Below are 18,350 nucleotides of genomic sequence, written 5' to 3'. Positions count from 1 at the left end.
ATCCTTCATTTATAATTGAACAGTTGGAATAAGTTGCTGACTTTCTGAAAAATGTCGTTCAACTTGAGGTAGGCAAGTACCACAATTAGTACCGCATTTTAATTGCTTAGTAAGATCGGATAATGATGTGATGTTATTGGTAACAATGGCTTGTTCAATCATCAGATCCGTAATTTGGAAACAACTACAGACAAGCGTTTGCTTACTATGCTGACAACCTAAGGCTTCTAGCACATCCGTCATCACAAAGGGTTGATTAACACAGTTAATCAGTGTCGTCATATCAACATTAATTGGCTGATCACTAAAAAGATGGATCGCCGTCGTATTCAATTTAACATCAAGGTTAATTACCTTGGCTAACTGCACTAAGGCAAATCCCCACTTTTGTTCTACTAATAAATACTGTTGTTTCGAGCCAGCTAAAGATCGCAATAGCGCCGTTTTGTCTAAGCAAGTCTTACCTGCATATCGCCAGATCCCTTTCTGCTGATAATGTTCATTCTGATACGTTTGGAAACTGGCATATTCATAGTCCAATTGTGCCGGAATATCCCCTAATGACACGCCATGAAATTCCATTGAGATCGGTGTTAGTTTTACTTGTGCGGACTTAAAACTAGGCTGACCGGATATAGGATCACAAGCCACAATCACACTTTGATTGATAGCCGATTTTGCACCGTATTTCCCAGCCCAGTGCATAGACATAAACACTTGCTGCTGGCTAAGTGTCGAATCAAAAACAACCCGAGCAAGGTGTTTATTAAAATCTTGATAGCTCTCAAGCGATTCAATACAAACGAAGTCACCATCCACTAACCCAACATGTTTAGCACTGGTTGGATGAATATAAAGACTCGGCTCGACTTCAGACTGTGCCAATACTGGAACATGCCCAGTTCGTGTCATGGTATGCCATTGATCACGTTGTCGACCAGTGTTAAGCCAGAAGATCGATTGAGAGGCATCTTGCGCTAACATCACATTTGACGACGGGTTTTCACTTGCTGAAGGCGTGACGACTAATTGGGCTTTTCTGGTTGGAGTCGAAAATAAAGGAAGGTCATTGTGTTGTTCAAATACGCCATTACTGGTCGCATTGAGAGGCCATTGCTGCGGCTGCCACGTTTGATAATCATCATCGCTAAGCAATGCTAAACATGAAATATCAAATAACAAGTCAGTGCTATTGTTAATACCACTCAAAGCGGCATGTTCACGAAAAATATCGGCTTCTGATTGATAATCAAACGCTTTACTAAAACCTAACTGCTTCGCCACATCACAAATCATTTGCCAATCGGCTTTAACCTCACCTGGCATTGCGGTAAATGCCCGCTGTCGACTCATCATACGCTCTGAGTTTGTTACCATGCCTGATTTTTCACCCCATGCCGCTGCTGGTAATAAGCAATCTGCATACGCTGCTGTATCTGATTCAGGTGTAATATCAGAGACAATCACATATTCACACTTTTCTAATGCTCGGCGTACTTGCTCGTTATCTGGCATTGATATCACGGGGTTAGTTGCCATGATCCACAACACGCGGATATCACCGTTTTCTACGCTTTTAAATAAATCGACCGCTTTATGCCCTGCCGTTGTTGCGATATTAGGCGCTTGCCAAAACGCTTTAACTTGCGAAATTGAAGTCTCATCAAAGCCACGATGAACGGCGAGTTGATTAGCAAGCCCGCCAACTTCTCTTCCTCCCATCGCATTAGGCTGGCCTGTTATAGAAAAAGGACCACAACCTTGTTTGGCCATTTTTCCACTAACTAAATGACTATTAATAATACTATTGGCTTTATCTGTGCCACAACTTGCTTGATTCACCCCTTGGCAAAATACCGTCACAGCACGCGGCGCTTCCTTCATCCATTGGTAAAATGTTGCTAGTTGCTCAATCGCAATGCCACTACTTTTACTTACTTCAAGCAATGAATATTTATCTTTCATTACCTCTTGCTGTAATGCATCAAAACCTTCAGTTACCTGAGCAATAAAATCACGATCAATAGCGTTGTTTTCTATAAGGTAACGAATTAATCCATTGTAAATATCAATATCAGTATCATTGGCCAACGCTAAATGTAAATCCGCCTGCTCTGCTGTTACCGTTTTACGTGGATCTATCACCACTATTTTTAATAATGGATTTTGTTTTTTTGCTTGTTGGATACGTTTAAAAACAATGGGGTGAGTCCACGCTAAATTAGAACCCACCAGCACAATTAAGTCGGTGTTGTCTAAATCGCTATAATTGGTAGCAACAATATCTTCACCGAATGCTCGGTTATGTGCAGCAACAGCAGAAGCCATACATAACCGAGAGTTTGTATCGACATGGCTACTACCAATAAAGCCTTTCATTAATTTGTTGGCAACATAATAATCTTCCGTCAATAACTGACCAGATAAGTACATACCAATGGCTTCAGGACCGGATTCTGCTATCACACGGCTAATGGTTTCAGCTATTTGACTGGTTGCCTGATCCCACTCGACAACCTTTCCTTTAATTTGAGGATATAACAAGCGATTAGGTTGGCTCATACTGGCTACGAGTGACGAACCTTTTACACAAAGTGCACCACGATTTGTTGGGTGAGATACATCACCAATAATCTCAGACTGCTTTGTTACAACGCCACAGCCAACACCGCAATATGGACATGCTGATTTAATTCCTTGGCTAATCATCCCTTCCCCTTAACAATATCGCACTGCCACTGAAATAAAAAAAACGCTTATCCCGAGAAGAGATAAGCGCCAATGCTTAACGAAATAGTGAATGTGCAATAAGATTAATGCAGTGAGTATGCCAACCTAAAAAAACAAGAAATTACTATTAGATAACAGTGAGTTAATTGCCACCCCTTTACTTTTTAATTTCTACCGTAATCACCCACAGCACCAACATAATGCGTCGTTGCACAACAATGAGTCATCAAGATGCTGGCTCTGGCCACGTCATATCATCAACACGTTCATCCGCAATATAAAATAGACGAGTAGCAGGAGTAATAGATTGGTTTAATGGTGGATTGACTTGAATCCCCTTACCATCGTCATAGGCAATAAGGATAGCATCGTGCTGATATTTAAAATGCTCAAACAATAACGCAAAGGTCGCTGGTTGTTGTGTTGAAGGGTAATCAATCGCATATTGAGTCATCCCTTTATCCGTACTTAATAGCTCTTGATGAAGCACACTCGACCCCGGATCAACCGCTGATTTAGCAATCATTTCAATCGCAACCGAAGGAATACATTCCGCATTAGGACAATGAAGCTTTAATAAATCGCTCAGCCCCTCGTCATCAAAATAAGCCAGTAAATGTGCACTTGGATTACGACCTGCCGCAAATAATGCTGCAGTTAAGGTTACGTCATCATGTAGCGCATCAACAATAATACAACTGGCTTTATCTATACTGGCACGCGCCATTTCCTCGGCATTGGTATAGCTAGTGACACGGACAAATTCTATCTTATCAGGCATAGGGTTTTCGATTTCAGAACGCGTACATAACACAATCGTCCGACGCCCTGCTTCTTCATGTAGTAACATTCGTAACATGCTAAGCGTTCGATTTTCATTCCACCCCAACAGTAAAATATGCTGCTCCATTTCAAGACTCCTTTTTCCTAACATGCCACGTCGCCAAACACTCACGAACAAGGTTGCTACCCGACCAACAACAATCGCAAATAGCCCTAAACCACCCGGAATAATAAATAGCGCAGCCACCCATTTACCGAGTGCGGTTTCAGGAGAATGATCGCCGTAGCCCACAGTAGAAGCCGTTACGACTAAGTAATAAAAGAAAGTGGAGAAAGAACGACTTAATTGTTTTTCACCCACAAGAAACAGTAGTAACCAACTTATTGCGATGTATAAACCCGTGATAACTGCAATATTTCGCCCAGTTAGTTGAGAGAAATATTTTACCGTGATCCGTTGTAGGTATAACCACAGCCCCATATTCACCCCACACTCAAATAAATATAACCCTCAGATTTAAGCGTAGCTTGTTAAAGGTAATTATTTAAAAGCCGTACTTAATTTGTAAAACACTCACATACCATAAGAAATAAATAACCAAAAAACCACTATTATTAAAACATTGAATACCACAAGTTATTCACAGAACGCTAATTCTATTATCAGTTACTGTATATTGTTTTTTTATCAGTATAAGGATATTAATCTCCGTGTTAATTACGCCGCCTTAGTTTCTCTTCCCCTCGCCAAAAACTTAACAATGACTATCTTCGTCTTCATATTCGATTCACGTTTGTCATTTCTTTGTGATACTCGCTTTGCCCTTGTTCAAGTCTATTTACAGCCCTCGACACCTCGTTTATCGTCTGCAATAAAACAACAGTCAATTACATAATTATGAAGAAATATGGACTTATAGGCGCAGTAGCACTAATTACGATTTGTTGCTTTTATTACAATAAATCCGAACAACCGACGGCTAATATTGCGCATTTTTCTAAGCAAGAAAAAACACTGCAATCAAAGTTAGAACTTGATATAAACCAAACCATTCTAGAGCAGGCAAAAAAGTGTATTAATAAAACACCAACAAGAAAAAACTTTCATTGCCCGATTGATATCAATACTGCTGAAATCGCAATAAATGGAAAACTCAACATTATGCGAACAGGTAACCATTACGAGATTCATACCACAGATTTTGTTTATAACGATAAAGCAAGAAAAATACAGACCTCAGTCACCACCGAAGATCAGGGCTTTTATCAAATTAACGATGCATTACAAATTGTGAACTTTCGCCTGACTTTTCAACAAGGTGATAAACATTGGTATAGTGAATCAACCAAGCCATTTACGTTTTCAGAGTCATCAGATAATACGATCAAAATTGTAAAAGGCTCAGCAAGAAACTATGGTTGTAACAACTCCTATTTTGATTGGCATTCAAGCAATCAGAAGGTGTTAAACGCCTAATATCAAGCAACCCAATTGTTCCCCCGATTGGGTTGCTTGATGCCTTAACTATTAATCATAACAATGGGTTTTATCGCTACGTTTCTGTTGGGTAGTTAAGATGCGACAGAGTCGTTCGGTGATCACAATGAGCTAGCTATGAAAGCTAGCTCGTTTGTGGACAGAAATGAGTTTCGCGAAAACTTACATTAGCAATGTCATGAATAACTATAGGTATGGCAAATAGCAAAAATGGCATGCATGACACACCAGATGATGTAGCGCCCCCTCTGCCTTACGAACACCGAACTCGCCTTGAGAAAAGCATCAAGGCTGCCACCCCTCTAGAGCATATCGCACAATTTACTTATACAGAGGCTCGGGCTTGTTCAACACTTGGGATTTAACGTTGGCTACGCAACACTTAATCCTTACTTGTTATGTGTGTGCTAAAAGCCCAACAGATCTTTTAATGAAAAACCATCAAGCGTGTTTGGGGTTAACATGCCTGTAGCAATTAACACTAAAAACACTGCGATAGTCAGAAACACAGGAGTTTTTAACCATACAATAAAGACATATATATACGTCCTTTATAGCGTTCCAGTCTTTCAATATGTCGACTCTTAGCCAAACTAAAAGCTAGTATTAGGTAAGAAAGAAGTGAGATCGTAGCGATTTCATCAGTAGCTTTGGAAACTGAAGTGCCCCAATACCCGCGGTAAAAAACAGCGTGCTAAACGCTTTGTCCATGTAGTTATACCTACCACAGGGCGGGATTCAACTTTGGCTAAATATCAACCAAAGATCATTTTTGAGCGATATTCGCCAGACCAACCTGATTTTCTACGTTTGGCAGCTAAGCTATCTTTGTCACTCTCATCTAGCTTTATCGTGTTCAAAGCAGCACGATTAAATGACACCAAGCGAGAAAGCAACAGCCCAACAAGTATCATACCCAAACCGATATTTACGGAGTAAAGTAGCGTTTTAATTTGAAGTGTAAACTCTTCAATTGTTAAAGTCCAAAATCCATTAATTATAAGCAAGATAGTAATAAACTGTCGGAGCTATATTCCTTCTTGCCTTTATTTTCACAAGTTTTGTTAGGTTCTGGTTCTCTGCGCGTATCTATAGTATTCAATATTATTATCCTCACTTTTTAGTTATTGTTTTATTCGACTCTTAAGCAAGTGAACTGATTTGGTTGTATGGCGATTACTTCAATGTTCTCGGTTCGCCACACATAGACGAGAAATAGTAGCGAAGAAGAAACCAAGCCGCTACTCTAGCAAAAACAATGCCGCTCACCTTAAGTGAACAGCATTAGAGTTACCACTCCTGTCTTGATTGGCTTTTTAAAAATGTCTATAGGTGACGCTAGAAGGAATATTATTCCGTGATATTAAAGCCAAGTTTATGAACAAGGCGCAACATAATTTAAATGTATCTTGTTAGCTTGTGAATCATTCAGGCAAAAAATATGGCGCGAGCATATAGTCTTTGCACGAATAGCTAACATTATTGCCATTTGGTATACCTTTTCCTGTATAAGCCAAAGAACTCTCGGAGTTGGTCTGAATACCTAGAGTTAAGTGCAATGAGTGTGTATCAGAAGTAAATGGGGTATGGACATAACCTTTAGGAATATAAAGAATATCACCTTCATGAACAAATTCATCAATAATAGGTTGACCTTTAGCTATCTCATTAACTCTCTTGTCTAAATCTAAAGATTCTAATAGAGACTCTTGAGTGTCGTCAAAAGCCCTCCCCCAAACAAGCCATCTCTTCTTTCCCGAACACTGTATTAAAAGGGTTGCATGTGGGTCTGCATGTATTTGAACACCTTGGGTGTCACTCGGTGCTAAATACGCATTGGCTTGGACGGTGTAAGGAAACAATTCCTCGATAACTTTGTTTTTAAGTGCCGCAACAGCTGGAAACCTACGGTCAATGTACTTCATGATTATAGAGCTACCATTTAAAAACTCCTGTAAAATAATAGAGGAGTCAAAATATCCAAGTTCTCTTTGTTGAAAAGGCACATCAGTCAGCTGACTATATTTTTTCTTTGTGTTAGATATTGCTATATACGGTAGCCTTGCTCCATCAACTGAAATAAAGTCATCTATATCATTTACAGATATTATATTTTTAAACTCACTACCACCACCTTTTATTATACAAGGGTTAGATGGTAGGCCGTGACTATCAGTATTTCTGTTTAAAAGGATATCAATTATTTTTTTCATTCTCTTGGCCTTTAACTTGATTTATAACATCAGTGGAAAATGTAAAAGCATTGTAAAAAAAATAAGCAAGAATCGAAAATGAAATACAGAAATAAACGTTTTGAACGTTATTAGTTAAATCGTACTTATACATATAAGATATAATTAGAATTGAAATTGGATTTAAAAATAGGCTCCAAAAAGTCAATGATGATAGATACATGGACTTTTTGTCTTTCGGTATGTTATTTACACGAATAGTAGTTATGTTTATAACAATTAATGGTAGCCCAAGCCCCCCTAAAAACAACATTGCAGGTGCCATATAAACGTTATCTCCAGAACCAAACGACAGCATAAGAGCTAATAAAAATAACCCAATAAGAATTGCTTGCTTATCAGGAATTTTGTTTGAAATAAATTTGATAGCAATGAATATCCCTAATCCGAAAAGCATATCTAACAAAACAACAAACTCAGGAATTGGATAAATTCCATTTGCAGCATTGTGTGGTAATGAAACCATGAAAAATGGAGTCATAAGTAAATTAATCACAGCTAAGGTGGGAATAAAGACCTTTTCGTATTTTATTGATAATGAGTTGAACAAACTCGTAAAAGTATCGCTAAACTTTACCCTGTCAAGTGATTTTACATTAGGTATATTTATTAATGCATACTCTTTTATAAAAAAAGCAATACTTAGAAGAACAGTACTTATTATGACCGTATTTAAGCTACCAAAAGATATAGTAGTTAGCATTCCTATTATCGGAGATAGAAATATTTTATAAGACGCAAAAATAGATCCAACCCTGAATGCAACTTTAGACCTACTACCATACCTGTCATGCAGTAAAGATGTTGTGTTTGTTGGGAGTATACTCACTACACCACCTAACAATAAACATGTAACTACTGATACAATCATTTGCAAAGTTGATTCAAGAACAATCAAGGCAGTTAACGCAAGTAAGCAACAAATAAAAGCGGAAATGTAACAATAGTTATATACCGTTTTTCTTCCAAATTTATCGGGTAAATATGAACTAAATGGCATTAAATATATCTCAAAAGTCCTAAATGCCATGTATGTAATACCACTTAATATAGTATCATCAGATAAGTAAAACCACAGAAATGAGAATATTATCGCATCGACTGATATCCTAAGCATCATATTACTCAAAAAAAAGGCATACACATTTTTCTTCATTTTATAAAAGAACATTCGTGAGTTCCTGTTTTCAAGTTTATGTGCTCAGCGCAAGCCTTAGCTCTAATGCCTGATTTACAAATAAAGGCAGCACCTATGAATTCCTTCGGGTCATCATTATTCATAATTTTTGTTCATTTGGTTTGATTTGTTTTGCATATTCAATCTTCAGTATTGTTAAAAAATGTAATTGAAATTTAATTTACTGTAAATAAATTAAATCTTAGAGAAACTATAGGCAACAAATGTAACTTCAAGACTATAACAACAATTGCAGCGACTTTAATAACGCGGTGTGATTCACGTCATGAAATTAGCTTACTTTGTGTTCAGAAAGCACTAAATATCATTACGTTATATTATTCGTGAGTGTTCTGCTCTTGCAAAGTTCATTATGGGGTGGTTAATTATTGAACAGCATGGTTAAGGTTATAATTATTTCGAATGAAAAACATACAATAGTACTTAACATACGAAGAACAATGTTAATTGATTACCGACGAGAAAAGTTACTTCAAGTTATGAAGAGCATTGACCGCATTTGAAGTTAAAAGAACAATCCGTAAAGAGCATATTGTCTATCTCAACGATAGTCAGCATTCAATCGATGATGATCGATGTTTAGTGATTCAAGAGGCAGTGGCACTGAGCAGTGATAATGACACCCTCTATCAAAGCTTACGAGGTACCATTTATTTCGGGCTGCTGGGCTTAGATATCACTAAAGATGATTAGTAGATAATTCGCCAGTGTAAAAGCCACGTTCAAAGACGTACTCAATAAACCGGCACCAAGGATAAATGGATACTGTTTGTCAGATTCTTCCCGATATAGATCTTGCCGTTTGGGTATGTGATTTTGTAGATAACCTTGCTATTACTATCAATATTGATCTTCAACTAAGCTGGCTACTCATGAGCTTCTAACATTAGAAAATGTTGGTCAATATGAACATCGTCGTTTGGTGAGGAGCATCTACTCTACGTTTTGGGGCAATTCCGAGTTAGATGAATTAGTAATTCATTGTGAATTACTAATTCATAATGTCGAAAGACATCTTCAGCATGACGAATGTTGCTGTATCTCTCCTCTTTAACTTCAATTCGCAAGAAACCGAGACTACCAAAGAAACACACCTTCTTTACTTACAGCCACCAAAAAGCCAGCGAGTAACAAGCAAAATAGTTATTACACATTTAGATGTGCTAACCACCTAATACACTCTTTATTTTTGCCATAATAATTGCGTCTTATTGATTTTTTATACTAAAAATAACAATGACATATTGATGATAATTATTTAATTTTATTTATACTTAACATGTATAAACTCCATTATTTTGCATTGTTCAATTATCAATAAACAACGTAAATATAATCATACATAACAGAAGGGATACGAATGTTTAATTTTCCAAAAATACTGAAATGGGTATTTAGCTTGGCTTTACTGCTCCAACTGACCGGCTGCGGTATTAATACAATTCCCATGCTCGATGAACAAGTAAATGCAGACTGGGCACAAGTTGAAAATAATTACCAACGTCGCGCTGATTTGATCCCGAACCTTGTCGCAACGGTGAAAGGCTATGCTAGCCATGAAAAAGACACATTAACTGCTGTTACAGAAGCGCGAGCAAAAGTCTCTTCAATGCAGGTTACTCCTGAAACAATAGATAACCCTGAAGCATTTAAAAAGTTTGAAGCAGCCCAAGGACAATTAAGTAGTGCGCTATCTCGTTTAATGGTTGTGTCTGAGCGTTATCCTGATTTAAAAGCTAATGAGCAATTTATTACACTGCAAGCGCAACTTGAAGGCACAGAAAACCGTATTGCCGTTGCTCGTCGTGATTACATTAATAGCGTTAAAGCCTTTAATACAGAAATTCGTACTTTCCCAGGTCGTTTCTGGCATTGGATCATGTATAGCGATTTAACGGTTAAACCAAACTTCTCAGCAACGACACCCAATGCTGATGTTGCACCTAAGGTAGCATTCTAATGATAAAAAAAGTCCTGTATTTTACCGGACTCTTGTTGCTAGTTAGCCAAGTTTGCTTTGCACAACCCACCTTCCCAAAACTGACGGGACGTGTGGTGGATGATGCGCATATCCTTAATGCTTCGCAAATCAAACAACTAGAGCAACTGCTTGCGAATGAAGAGAAACAATCTTCAAACCAAGTCGTTGTTGTTACCATTCCATCAACAGATGGGATCCCTATTGCCGATTACGGGTACCAACTCGGTCGTCAATGGGGTATTGGCAATAAAGAGCACGACAACGGTGTGCTATTAATTGTTGCCTATAACGACAAGAAAATCCGGATTGAAGTCGGTTATGGTTTAGAAGGCGCACTGCCAGATGCGACAGCCATTAGTATCATCAACCACGAAATAAAACCTGAGTTTAAATCAGGCCAATTTGCCAAAGGGATTGAAAATGGCGTATTAGCGATCCTTGGGGCAATTAAAGGTGAATATAAGCCTGTGGTTCAAGAAGAAAAACCGTCTTATGATCTTTACCTATTCATACTCTTTGTCATCGTGATTCAAATTATCGCCTTTAGCCGACGTAGAAGTCATCGTTCACAATATTATCGTCGTAATGGTGATGTATTCACCAGTGGTGGTTTTGGTTCAGGGAATTCCCCTCGCTCTGGCGGTAATGGTGGCGGCTTTGGCGGAGGAAGTAGTGGCGGCGGTTTTAGTGGCGGCGGTGGTGGCTTTGGTGGCGGCGGCGCATCAGGAGGATGGTAAATATGAAGTTATTTACTAATGAACAACTAGAAACAATCAGCCAAGCAATTGGTGAAATTGAAAAAACAACCGATGCTGAATTAATGACTGTTGTGGCGACTAAAGCCGACGACTATTATTTTGTACCGACATTATGGGCTGCAATTATTGCGTTATTTATTCCCGCCCTACTCAATTTCTTACCTTTTTGGTTAGAGTTAAACGACGTTCTATTATGTCAGTTAGTCGGCTTTATCGCGTTTACCTTGTTATTTAGGATCCCTGCGATTAAATATCGTCTGGTGCCAAAAGCAGTGAAACATCGTCGTGCTAGCCTAGTGGCCAGAGAGCAATTTCTCGCCAATGGCATTCATCGAACCAAACAGCATTTAGGCGTGATGATTTTTGTGTGTGAAGCCGAACATTACGTTGAAATCTTAACGGACTTCGGTATTAGTGAACAAATCAGTGATGAAGCATGGCGCTCTATTGTTGCTGATTTCACAACCAATGTTCGCGCAGGAAAAACCTATGAAGGCTTTCTGCAGTGCTTAGAGCAATCAAGCAAGTTACTGGCTAATGCTTATCCATTAACAGAGGCTAAAAACGAATTACCTAACTGTTTAGTGGTCATTGACGAAGCCTGATTTACACTCGATATATAACAATAAAGGCGCTCATTGAGCGCCTTTTTCTTTAGCTAGTTTTAATGTAAAAAAGTAAGTCAAAACCTAGTTGGCAAAAGGCAGGACTTGCCCTATAAATTCTTAGTCATTTTTCTGAAAATTGGACTAACAGTTTGAGAGGTTAATAGCAGCCCGGAAATTCCTGCTTTCAAGCGTTGTTACCAAATAACCTATGCCCTAATTGCGTTAGCAAATCTGCACAAAGTTTGTTGTATGCTCAATCAATTGTAAGTACAAATTTACCTTATAATCCTCGTATGTATATCACCATGACGACATCTTGAACAAACGCCCACTTGGACCATCATCATGTAGAGTTAGTACAACTTCTTCATCTGTAAACTTAACACCTTGAGGCATATCTGAATTAATAACAGTCAATATATATTGTGTTCCAAATTGCTCTAAATTGGTTCTGACAAAATTTAAGAAGGCTCTCTTCTTACGCTCATCAAGGGTCTCTAATCCACCATCGTGATATATAAATCGTACAAAATCTAAATGGCTATATGAAAAGTTAACAGCCAAGTCATAACCCATACAGAGAATCTTCCTATATGTGTGGCCGTCACTTTCGCCAGTTTGCTCTCCAATATCACCTATAATACCAGCATAGAATTCTAAGTTACCTTCCTTGTTTTGCTTGGTGCTAATAAAGCCATTTTTGTCCAAAACAATACTAACAAAAGAGGAAAATGTAGTCTTAATTGATTTATAAATTCCGGTTTCGGCCTTAGTCACTTCTTCGCGATTATCCCGAATCAGCCCTTTAACTATTAGCTGTTCACTCTCGTCTGTCGCTATTTTTTCCTTAGTAGAGCTGATTTTCTCACTCAAGGAAAGTTTTCGGTTGATATCGTTAATCTCAGTTTTTAGCGAAAGGAGCATAGCTGTAACTTCTTTGTATTTGTCAAAAGCACCTATTTTATTCAGGTAAACTAACCTCTTTGACCGAGATTCATTCATTTCTTCTAGTGCGGTAGAAACTTTGTATAGTTCCTCTTCCAGCTCTTTAACCTTGGCTTTTACGTATTTCTTACGTTCAGTTGTAATTTTTCGATTAAATTCTAATAGCTCTTCATAGGATTTCTTTATTTGCCCATCAAAAAGAATACCTGCCTCTTCAAATAGCTTTTGGGTCGGAGATATCTTAAAATTTACTTTTACATCTTCTAACGTATTGTTAAGTTTTTTTATATTTGCTGATAAATAGTATTTTACTTTGTTAAGTTCAGCTACATCTTCATCAATCTCAGCAACTAATCTATGTATATTATCAGCGTCTGCTTTGTCAAAATTAAAAGTATCTAACTGCTCTTGTAAAGACTCAGCTTCTTTATTTTTTATATCTAGTAAACCAGTAAGAACTTCCTCTTCATCTCCTAGAATTTCACCAATATCTGCACGCAATTCAAAAAGCAATTCTTTGGACTTCTCAATATCATAGGCTAATTCATAATTCCGTTTCAGGTTATCAGAATTAAAACCAAGAATTTTACCAATATAAGGCTTCCAGTATAAATGACGACCAAGGAAATTACTCAATTTAAAAATATCCGAAAAGTCGTCCTGATTTCTCAGAGCATAATTAAGTGCTGTTCGATAGTCCCAAGGAGATATACTTTTAAGGTTAAAATCAGCATCCAATATCAACTTGGCTGTATCAATAGGAATATCAAAGTAATCCCAGTCACTTTCTCCAGAAAAAGTGAAATCTTGATATTTCACCGAATGCCTTTTTATCGAAATCTTTGAATTAGCAGACACAGAGCGCCTTACTGTCAAGTACTTACCAGAGTTCAACTTTAATTCTAAAAAGAATACAAAATCTTTAAACTTATCGAAGTACTTAAATAGGAAAAATGATTGTTTCCTCTCTTTTAGCAAACAATAATCAATAAGCTCCATTAGCTTACTTTTACCAAGATTGTGAGTATCTTTATCTTGATTTTCAGGAAGCCTAATCTCAGCAAATATTACATTAAGTCCTTCATTAAACTCTACTGAATTAAATAATTCATTTTTATTTGAGTAAATCTTTGATAATTTCATTGGCCTATATACTCAATTAAATCATTCTTTTCATGATATTCAACCAAACCTAGAATGAACAAAAACTCCAAAGACAAATCTAAAAGTGATATAGCCTTTTTATTGTTCTTTTTAAGTGCTTCATACAAATCGCTATAAGGTTCAACTTTTTTTAATTTAATCCGCTTCAATAGGAACGAAGACACCGCTAAAACAGTCAAATCAGGATGCGAATTTTTATTAGGCTTAAGCAGCATATTCACTAGCCTCTTCTTTTTTAGTGTCACCGATATCACATATATAATACATATAATGGAGCATCAGCTTCGTTAGCCTTTTATTTGTTTTACAGTCTTGATCGCGAGCTATAATCAGGTCATAAACCTTTTCAATGATGTAATTAAACTCGTGCATGGGCTTTTTAATCGCTCGAATTTTCTCATCCAGTTCAGCTTTACATTCCAAGTATTTTTCTTGATATTCTGAATTTTCAGGTCTAGCCAAGAAATCAGTTATCTCATTAAAAGCAATCATTTTTCCTTCAATGATGTCTGAATAGCTTGAATTTAGATTGTTAATTTTATTCTTCTTTTTTAGTGAAACTCTTTTTATCTCACCATTTAACTTGCTTGGCTTTTCTCTGGCTAACTCATTAATATTGCTAATCTCATTTTTAATTTGAAGAATAACATCAGCAAGTTCATCAGGCTCTATATTAAGAGGCATATCAAAGGCATTTAAGTCCACTTTTTCAGGGATATCAGGAAATGCCTTCAAGTAATTTTCTATATCCTCAATACCAATTAGGACAATATTTCTTTTTTCCATCCCAGTTTGCTCTGCCATGTAAGCCAAGATTTCTTCATGAGCATTTGCAGGTAACTTCCTGTTAGCAAATAGCATATAGTTTTTCATGCCATCCTCTGCAATCAATCTTTTCATCTTCTCGACCTCTTCGTTAACTATAGAGCTTTTAGCCCCAAAGAAGTCATTATCTGAGAATTTTTTATTGTATTCCGCAGTATGCTTTGCTTGAATAATAGTCAAACCTTTCCATGGATCACGATAACTTGGGATATCAGTAGCTTCACCATCAAAGCGAGCATCCCTACCACCATCAGCACCTTCCGCAAAAGTTTTTGTACCATAGCCTAGTAACTTGTAGCATAACTGAACCACAAGCGACTCAAACTGCTTAGAGGAGATTTCAGAGTAATTATATTTCATAGCACCAACACACAATTCAACCAGATGCATTTTCCTCTATTAGTACCTCCTTATCAATCAATTAGTTGCGATAGCGTGAACTAGCAGAGTATGTAGTGTTAGTCTTGTTTTTTACCTATCCATGAACTCTAGTATTATAAAACAGCACACCAAGGATTGCTCTCCCTATACCTAGCTCACTTTGGGGCAGAAATGAGTTTGCTAAAGCTATCCTATTCGCTCTCTACCTTTACGCTCTCTCCTTAGTCGCCTTACAGTCCTAGATTTTATGAATAAAAGAATCGTTCTGATGGTAAATCGTATCCATTTTGCTTGCGTAAGTATTTAACATATCGACGGCTTCAGCAAAGTGATACTGCTCGCTGGCATGGTGTGGTAACTCGGTTTCATCAATCGTTAACTGCATATCTTTCTGATACTGAGAGTGATACTCCACTTCTGTAGAAAGCTCAATGTTCACATTCGTATCAAAATAGGCGGTTTCTAATCGCATTTTTTCATGTGCAGGTAGCGTTTCATTGGCTTCTTTTACCATTTGACTCAGCTCTTGCTTCACATCCGTTGTTATCTGATCTGTGTCCGTCATGATCATCAAGATGGGCATCTTATTATCTGCATCTGTAATCGTAACTGTCGTCGTTAACTGTTCATCGTAAACGTCACCTAACCTAACTTCACCACTTGGTTTGTTAAGAATATTTTGTGAGTGAAATCACGTTATTTCGTTTTTATGAACCACAACTGACTATATGATCAAAAAATACATGGTTTATCTTGTAAATTTACTATAAAAACAATGCGTTAGCTTTTTTCTATATAATTAAAACCTTCAATTACAATTCTCTCTGTTTCATATAAGAAAAAATAGCAGCTACGATATTACTTTTTATCTTAATTCTTCGATTTTAATTCTAAGGATTGAAAAATAGAGAAATACCCCAAGATATAGGATGTAAGCAGAGCATAATAAAACTATAAATGCATTCTTATCGCGTTTATTCATGCCTAAATCTGTCTTAAAAAATAACAAAAATACAACACCTTATGGTAATCGTTGTATCCTATTTTAAATTTTCTTTTATGCTCAATGAAAAGAAGATACTTGGAAGGACATTATTGTGAATACAAAAACAACAAACGTGGTTCATGCGTCTTCATTTAAAGCGCCAGTCGCAAAGAAAGTACCACATGAAATGACCATCCATAATGATACACGTACTGATAATTACTATTGGATGCGTGATGATAAACGCTGTGATCCTGAGATCATTGCGCATCTTAACGCTGAAAATGCTTACACCGATGCTGTAATGGCGCATACAGAAGCATTACAACAGCAGCTATTTGAAGAAATTAAAGGCCGTATTGTAAAAGATGATAATTCAGTCCCCGTAAAACAAGGTAATTACTTCTATTCCAGCGAAGTAACGGGTGATAATGAATATCCTGTTTCAGTTCGAGCAGACGATTTTGCAGGAACGAATAAAACCGTATTGCTTGATATTAACGAACTGGCTAAAAATCACGAGTATTACAATGTATCAAGCCTAAGTGTAAGCCAAGATGAAAATTTACTGGCTTATGGTGAAGATACTGTTAGCCGTCGTATTTACACCATCAAAGTAAAAAACCTGACTACGGGTGAATACCTTGCTGATGAAATCACAGGCGCCAGTGGATCTATTGCGTGGCAGAACGATAACAAAGCGTTTTATTACATCAAGAAAGATCCGCAAACCTTATTGGGGTATCAAGTATTCCGTCACCAATTAGGTACAAACCAGACTGAAGACGTGTTGATTTTTGAAGAAAAAGATCAAACGTTTTATACCTCGATAGGTAAAAGTAAAGATAACGAATTGGTGTATATTTGGCATTCAAGCACTGAAACCAGTGCTGTTTCTATTATCGATGCTAACGATCCAAACGCTACGGCAAAACCATTCTTAGCGCGTGAAGAAGGCTTAGAGTACAGTATTTCGAAACTTGGGCAGCAATTTTACGTGTTGACCAATTATAAGGCTGTTAACTTCCGCTTAATGAAGGTTTCAACCGATCAACTTGGTGATAAGTCAAAGTGGCAAGATGTAATAGCGCCAGCTGAAGGTGTAATGCTGGAAGATTATGAGCTATTTGATAACTACCTTGTATATCAGCAACGTTCAAATGGTTTAACCCATGTGACAGTTCGTCAATTAGATACCAATGAAGAGCGTGAATTACACTTTAATGATGAAGCATTCACCGCTTTCTTCTATGGCAATAAAGAACTTAATACCAATAAGCTCCGCCTTTACTATTCAAGTATGACAACGCCAGCATCTCACTTTGATATCAACCTTGATAACAGTGAGTTCGACCTTTTAAAACAGGCTGAAGTACTAGGCGATTTTGAAGCAAGCAACTATCAATCAGAGCGATTAATGATCAACGCTCGTGACGGTAAACAGGTACCTGTTTCTTTGGTTTACCGTAAAGATTTATTTAAAAAAGATGGCACCAATCCGCTTTACCAATATGGTTACGGTTCTTATGGTTCAACCATTGATCCTAGTTTTTCATCATCACGTTTAAGCTTGCTTGATCGTGGTTTTGTCTATGCTATCGCGCATATTCGCGGCTCTGAAATGCTAGGTCGCCCTTGGTATGAAGATGGAAAGAAACTCACCAAGCAAAACACCTTCAATGATTTTATTGATGTAACAAAAGCACTTATCAAACAAGGTTACGGTGCGAAAGATAAAATCTTTGCTGTGGGTGGCTCTGCAGGCGGTTTGTTAATGGGCGCTATTGCTAACCAAGCGCCTGAATTATATTGCGGTATTGCAGCGCAAGTGCCATTTGTTGATGTGGTAACGACCATGCTGGATGAGTCTATTCCATTAACGACAAACGAATATGACGAATGGGGTAACCCTAATCAGAAAGAGTATTACGAGTACATGTTAAGTTACTCGCCATACGATAATGTGGGTCAGCACGACTACCCAAACATGCTTGTGACAACAGGGCTACATGATTCACAAGTGCAATATTTTGAGCCAATGAAATGGGTAGCAAAACTGCGTGAGATGAAGACAGACAACAATCGTTTACTGTTTAAAACCGATATGGAAGCTGGTCACGGCGGTGCATCAGGTCGTTTTAAAGCACTCCACGAAGATGCATTGGAATATGCTTTCTTCATCGACCTTTTAAACGAAAAAATGACTAAATGAAAAGTCACTAATCTAAGCAAATAGGTATCA

General features: G+C 37.5%; 15 protein-coding genes and 1 pseudogene. 7 read left to right on the top strand and 9 right to left on the bottom strand.

The window, feature by feature from the left end:
• Positions 1-9: 9 nt before the first annotated feature.
• Positions 10-2,709 (bottom strand): nitrate reductase, encoded by a 2,700-nt coding sequence (locus C9J38_RS09335; protein WP_107206837.1) that lies wholly within the window; start codon positions 2,707-2,709, stop codon positions 10-12.
• A 247-nt stretch (positions 2,710-2,956) separates the two neighbouring features.
• On the bottom strand, positions 2,957-3,994 hold the full coding sequence (locus C9J38_RS09330) for a potassium channel family protein (protein WP_107206836.1): 1,038 nt from the start codon (positions 3,992-3,994) through the stop codon (positions 2,957-2,959).
• A gap of 417 nt (positions 3,995-4,411) precedes the next feature.
• Between C9J38_RS09330 and C9J38_RS09325 the strand changes: the two genes are divergently transcribed.
• Positions 4,412-4,990, top strand: coding sequence for a hypothetical protein (locus tag C9J38_RS09325; RefSeq protein ID WP_107206835.1), 579 nt, complete (start codon positions 4,412-4,414; stop codon positions 4,988-4,990).
• A gap of 776 nt (positions 4,991-5,766) precedes the next feature.
• Here the strand turns inward: C9J38_RS09325 and C9J38_RS09320 are convergent.
• The 3 genes and pseudogenes from C9J38_RS09320 to C9J38_RS09310 all read right to left on the bottom strand — a co-directional run.
• Positions 5,767-5,889: pseudogene (locus C9J38_RS09320) on the bottom strand (ISAs1 family transposase); the annotation flags it as partial.
• Positions 5,890-6,435: 546 nt separating this feature from the next.
• Complete coding sequence (locus tag C9J38_RS09315; RefSeq protein ID WP_107206834.1) at positions 6,436-7,224, bottom strand: JmjC domain-containing protein; 789 nt, start codon at positions 7,222-7,224, stop codon at positions 6,436-6,438.
• On the bottom strand, positions 7,208-8,434 hold the full coding sequence (locus tag C9J38_RS09310) for a hypothetical protein (protein WP_107206833.1): 1,227 nt from the start codon (positions 8,432-8,434) through the stop codon (positions 7,208-7,210). The genes C9J38_RS09315 and C9J38_RS09310 overlap by 17 nt, the downstream gene beginning before the upstream one ends.
• A 516-nt stretch (positions 8,435-8,950) precedes the next feature.
• Between C9J38_RS09310 and C9J38_RS09305 the strand changes: the two genes are divergently transcribed.
• The 5 genes from C9J38_RS09305 (at position 8,951) to C9J38_RS09290 (ending at position 11,805) form a co-directional block, all read left to right on the top strand.
• The gene (locus C9J38_RS09305; protein ID WP_107206832.1) at positions 8,951-9,154 is read left to right on the top strand and encodes a hypothetical protein; all 204 of its coding nucleotides are present in this window, start codon (positions 8,951-8,953) and stop codon (positions 9,152-9,154) included.
• A gap of 65 nt (positions 9,155-9,219) precedes the next feature.
• On the top strand, positions 9,220-9,345 hold the full coding sequence (locus C9J38_RS22120; protein WP_255418314.1) for a hypothetical protein: 126 nt from the start codon (positions 9,220-9,222) through the stop codon (positions 9,343-9,345).
• Positions 9,346-9,821: 476 nt separating this feature from the next.
• The gene (locus C9J38_RS09300; protein ID WP_107206831.1) at positions 9,822-10,421 is read left to right on the top strand and encodes a LemA family protein; all 600 of its coding nucleotides are present in this window, start codon (positions 9,822-9,824) and stop codon (positions 10,419-10,421) included.
• Positions 10,421-11,179 carry a YgcG family protein gene (locus C9J38_RS09295; protein WP_107206830.1) on the top strand — a complete coding sequence of 253 codons (759 nt, stop codon included), beginning with the start codon at positions 10,421-10,423 and terminating at the stop codon, positions 11,177-11,179. The genes C9J38_RS09300 and C9J38_RS09295 overlap by 1 nt, the downstream gene beginning before the upstream one ends.
• 2 nt (positions 11,180-11,181) lie before the next feature.
• Entirely contained in the window at positions 11,182-11,805 is a 624-nt protein-coding gene (locus tag C9J38_RS09290) for a TPM domain-containing protein (RefSeq protein WP_107206829.1), read from the top strand.
• Between the two features lie 303 nt (positions 11,806-12,108).
• Here the strand turns inward: C9J38_RS09290 and C9J38_RS09285 are convergent, their stop codons facing one another.
• The 4 genes from C9J38_RS09285 to C9J38_RS09270 form a co-directional block, all read right to left on the bottom strand.
• Positions 12,109-13,896 carry a DUF2326 domain-containing protein gene (locus C9J38_RS09285; RefSeq protein WP_107206828.1) on the bottom strand — a complete coding sequence of 596 codons (1,788 nt, stop codon included), beginning with the start codon at positions 13,894-13,896 and terminating at the stop codon, positions 12,109-12,111.
• Complete coding sequence (locus C9J38_RS09280) at positions 13,893-14,132, bottom strand: ABC-three component system middle component 8 (RefSeq protein ID WP_107206827.1); 240 nt, start codon at positions 14,130-14,132, stop codon at positions 13,893-13,895. The genes C9J38_RS09285 and C9J38_RS09280 overlap by 4 nt, the downstream gene beginning before the upstream one ends.
• A complete protein-coding gene (locus C9J38_RS09275) occupies positions 14,122-15,132 on the bottom strand; it encodes an ABC-three component system protein (RefSeq protein WP_199195413.1) in 1,011 nt (336 codons plus the stop codon). Before C9J38_RS09275 ends, C9J38_RS09280 begins: the two co-directional genes overlap by 11 nt.
• Before the next feature lie 229 nt (positions 15,133-15,361).
• Positions 15,362-15,688, bottom strand: a complete 327-nt coding sequence (locus C9J38_RS09270) for a hypothetical protein (protein WP_233218489.1) — start codon at positions 15,686-15,688, stop codon at positions 15,362-15,364.
• Between the two features lie 532 nt (positions 15,689-16,220).
• On the opposite strand from C9J38_RS09270, the gene C9J38_RS09265 reads away from it, so the two are divergent.
• Entirely contained in the window at positions 16,221-18,320 is a 2,100-nt protein-coding gene (locus C9J38_RS09265) for a S9 family peptidase (protein ID WP_107206826.1), read from the top strand.
• Positions 18,321-18,350 lie beyond the last annotated feature (30 nt).

The sequence above is a fragment of the Photobacterium sp. GB-210 genome, assembly GCF_003026075.1.
Taxonomy (GTDB): domain Bacteria; phylum Pseudomonadota; class Gammaproteobacteria; order Enterobacterales; family Vibrionaceae; genus Photobacterium.
This window is presented reverse-complemented; position numbering and strand designations above follow the sequence as displayed.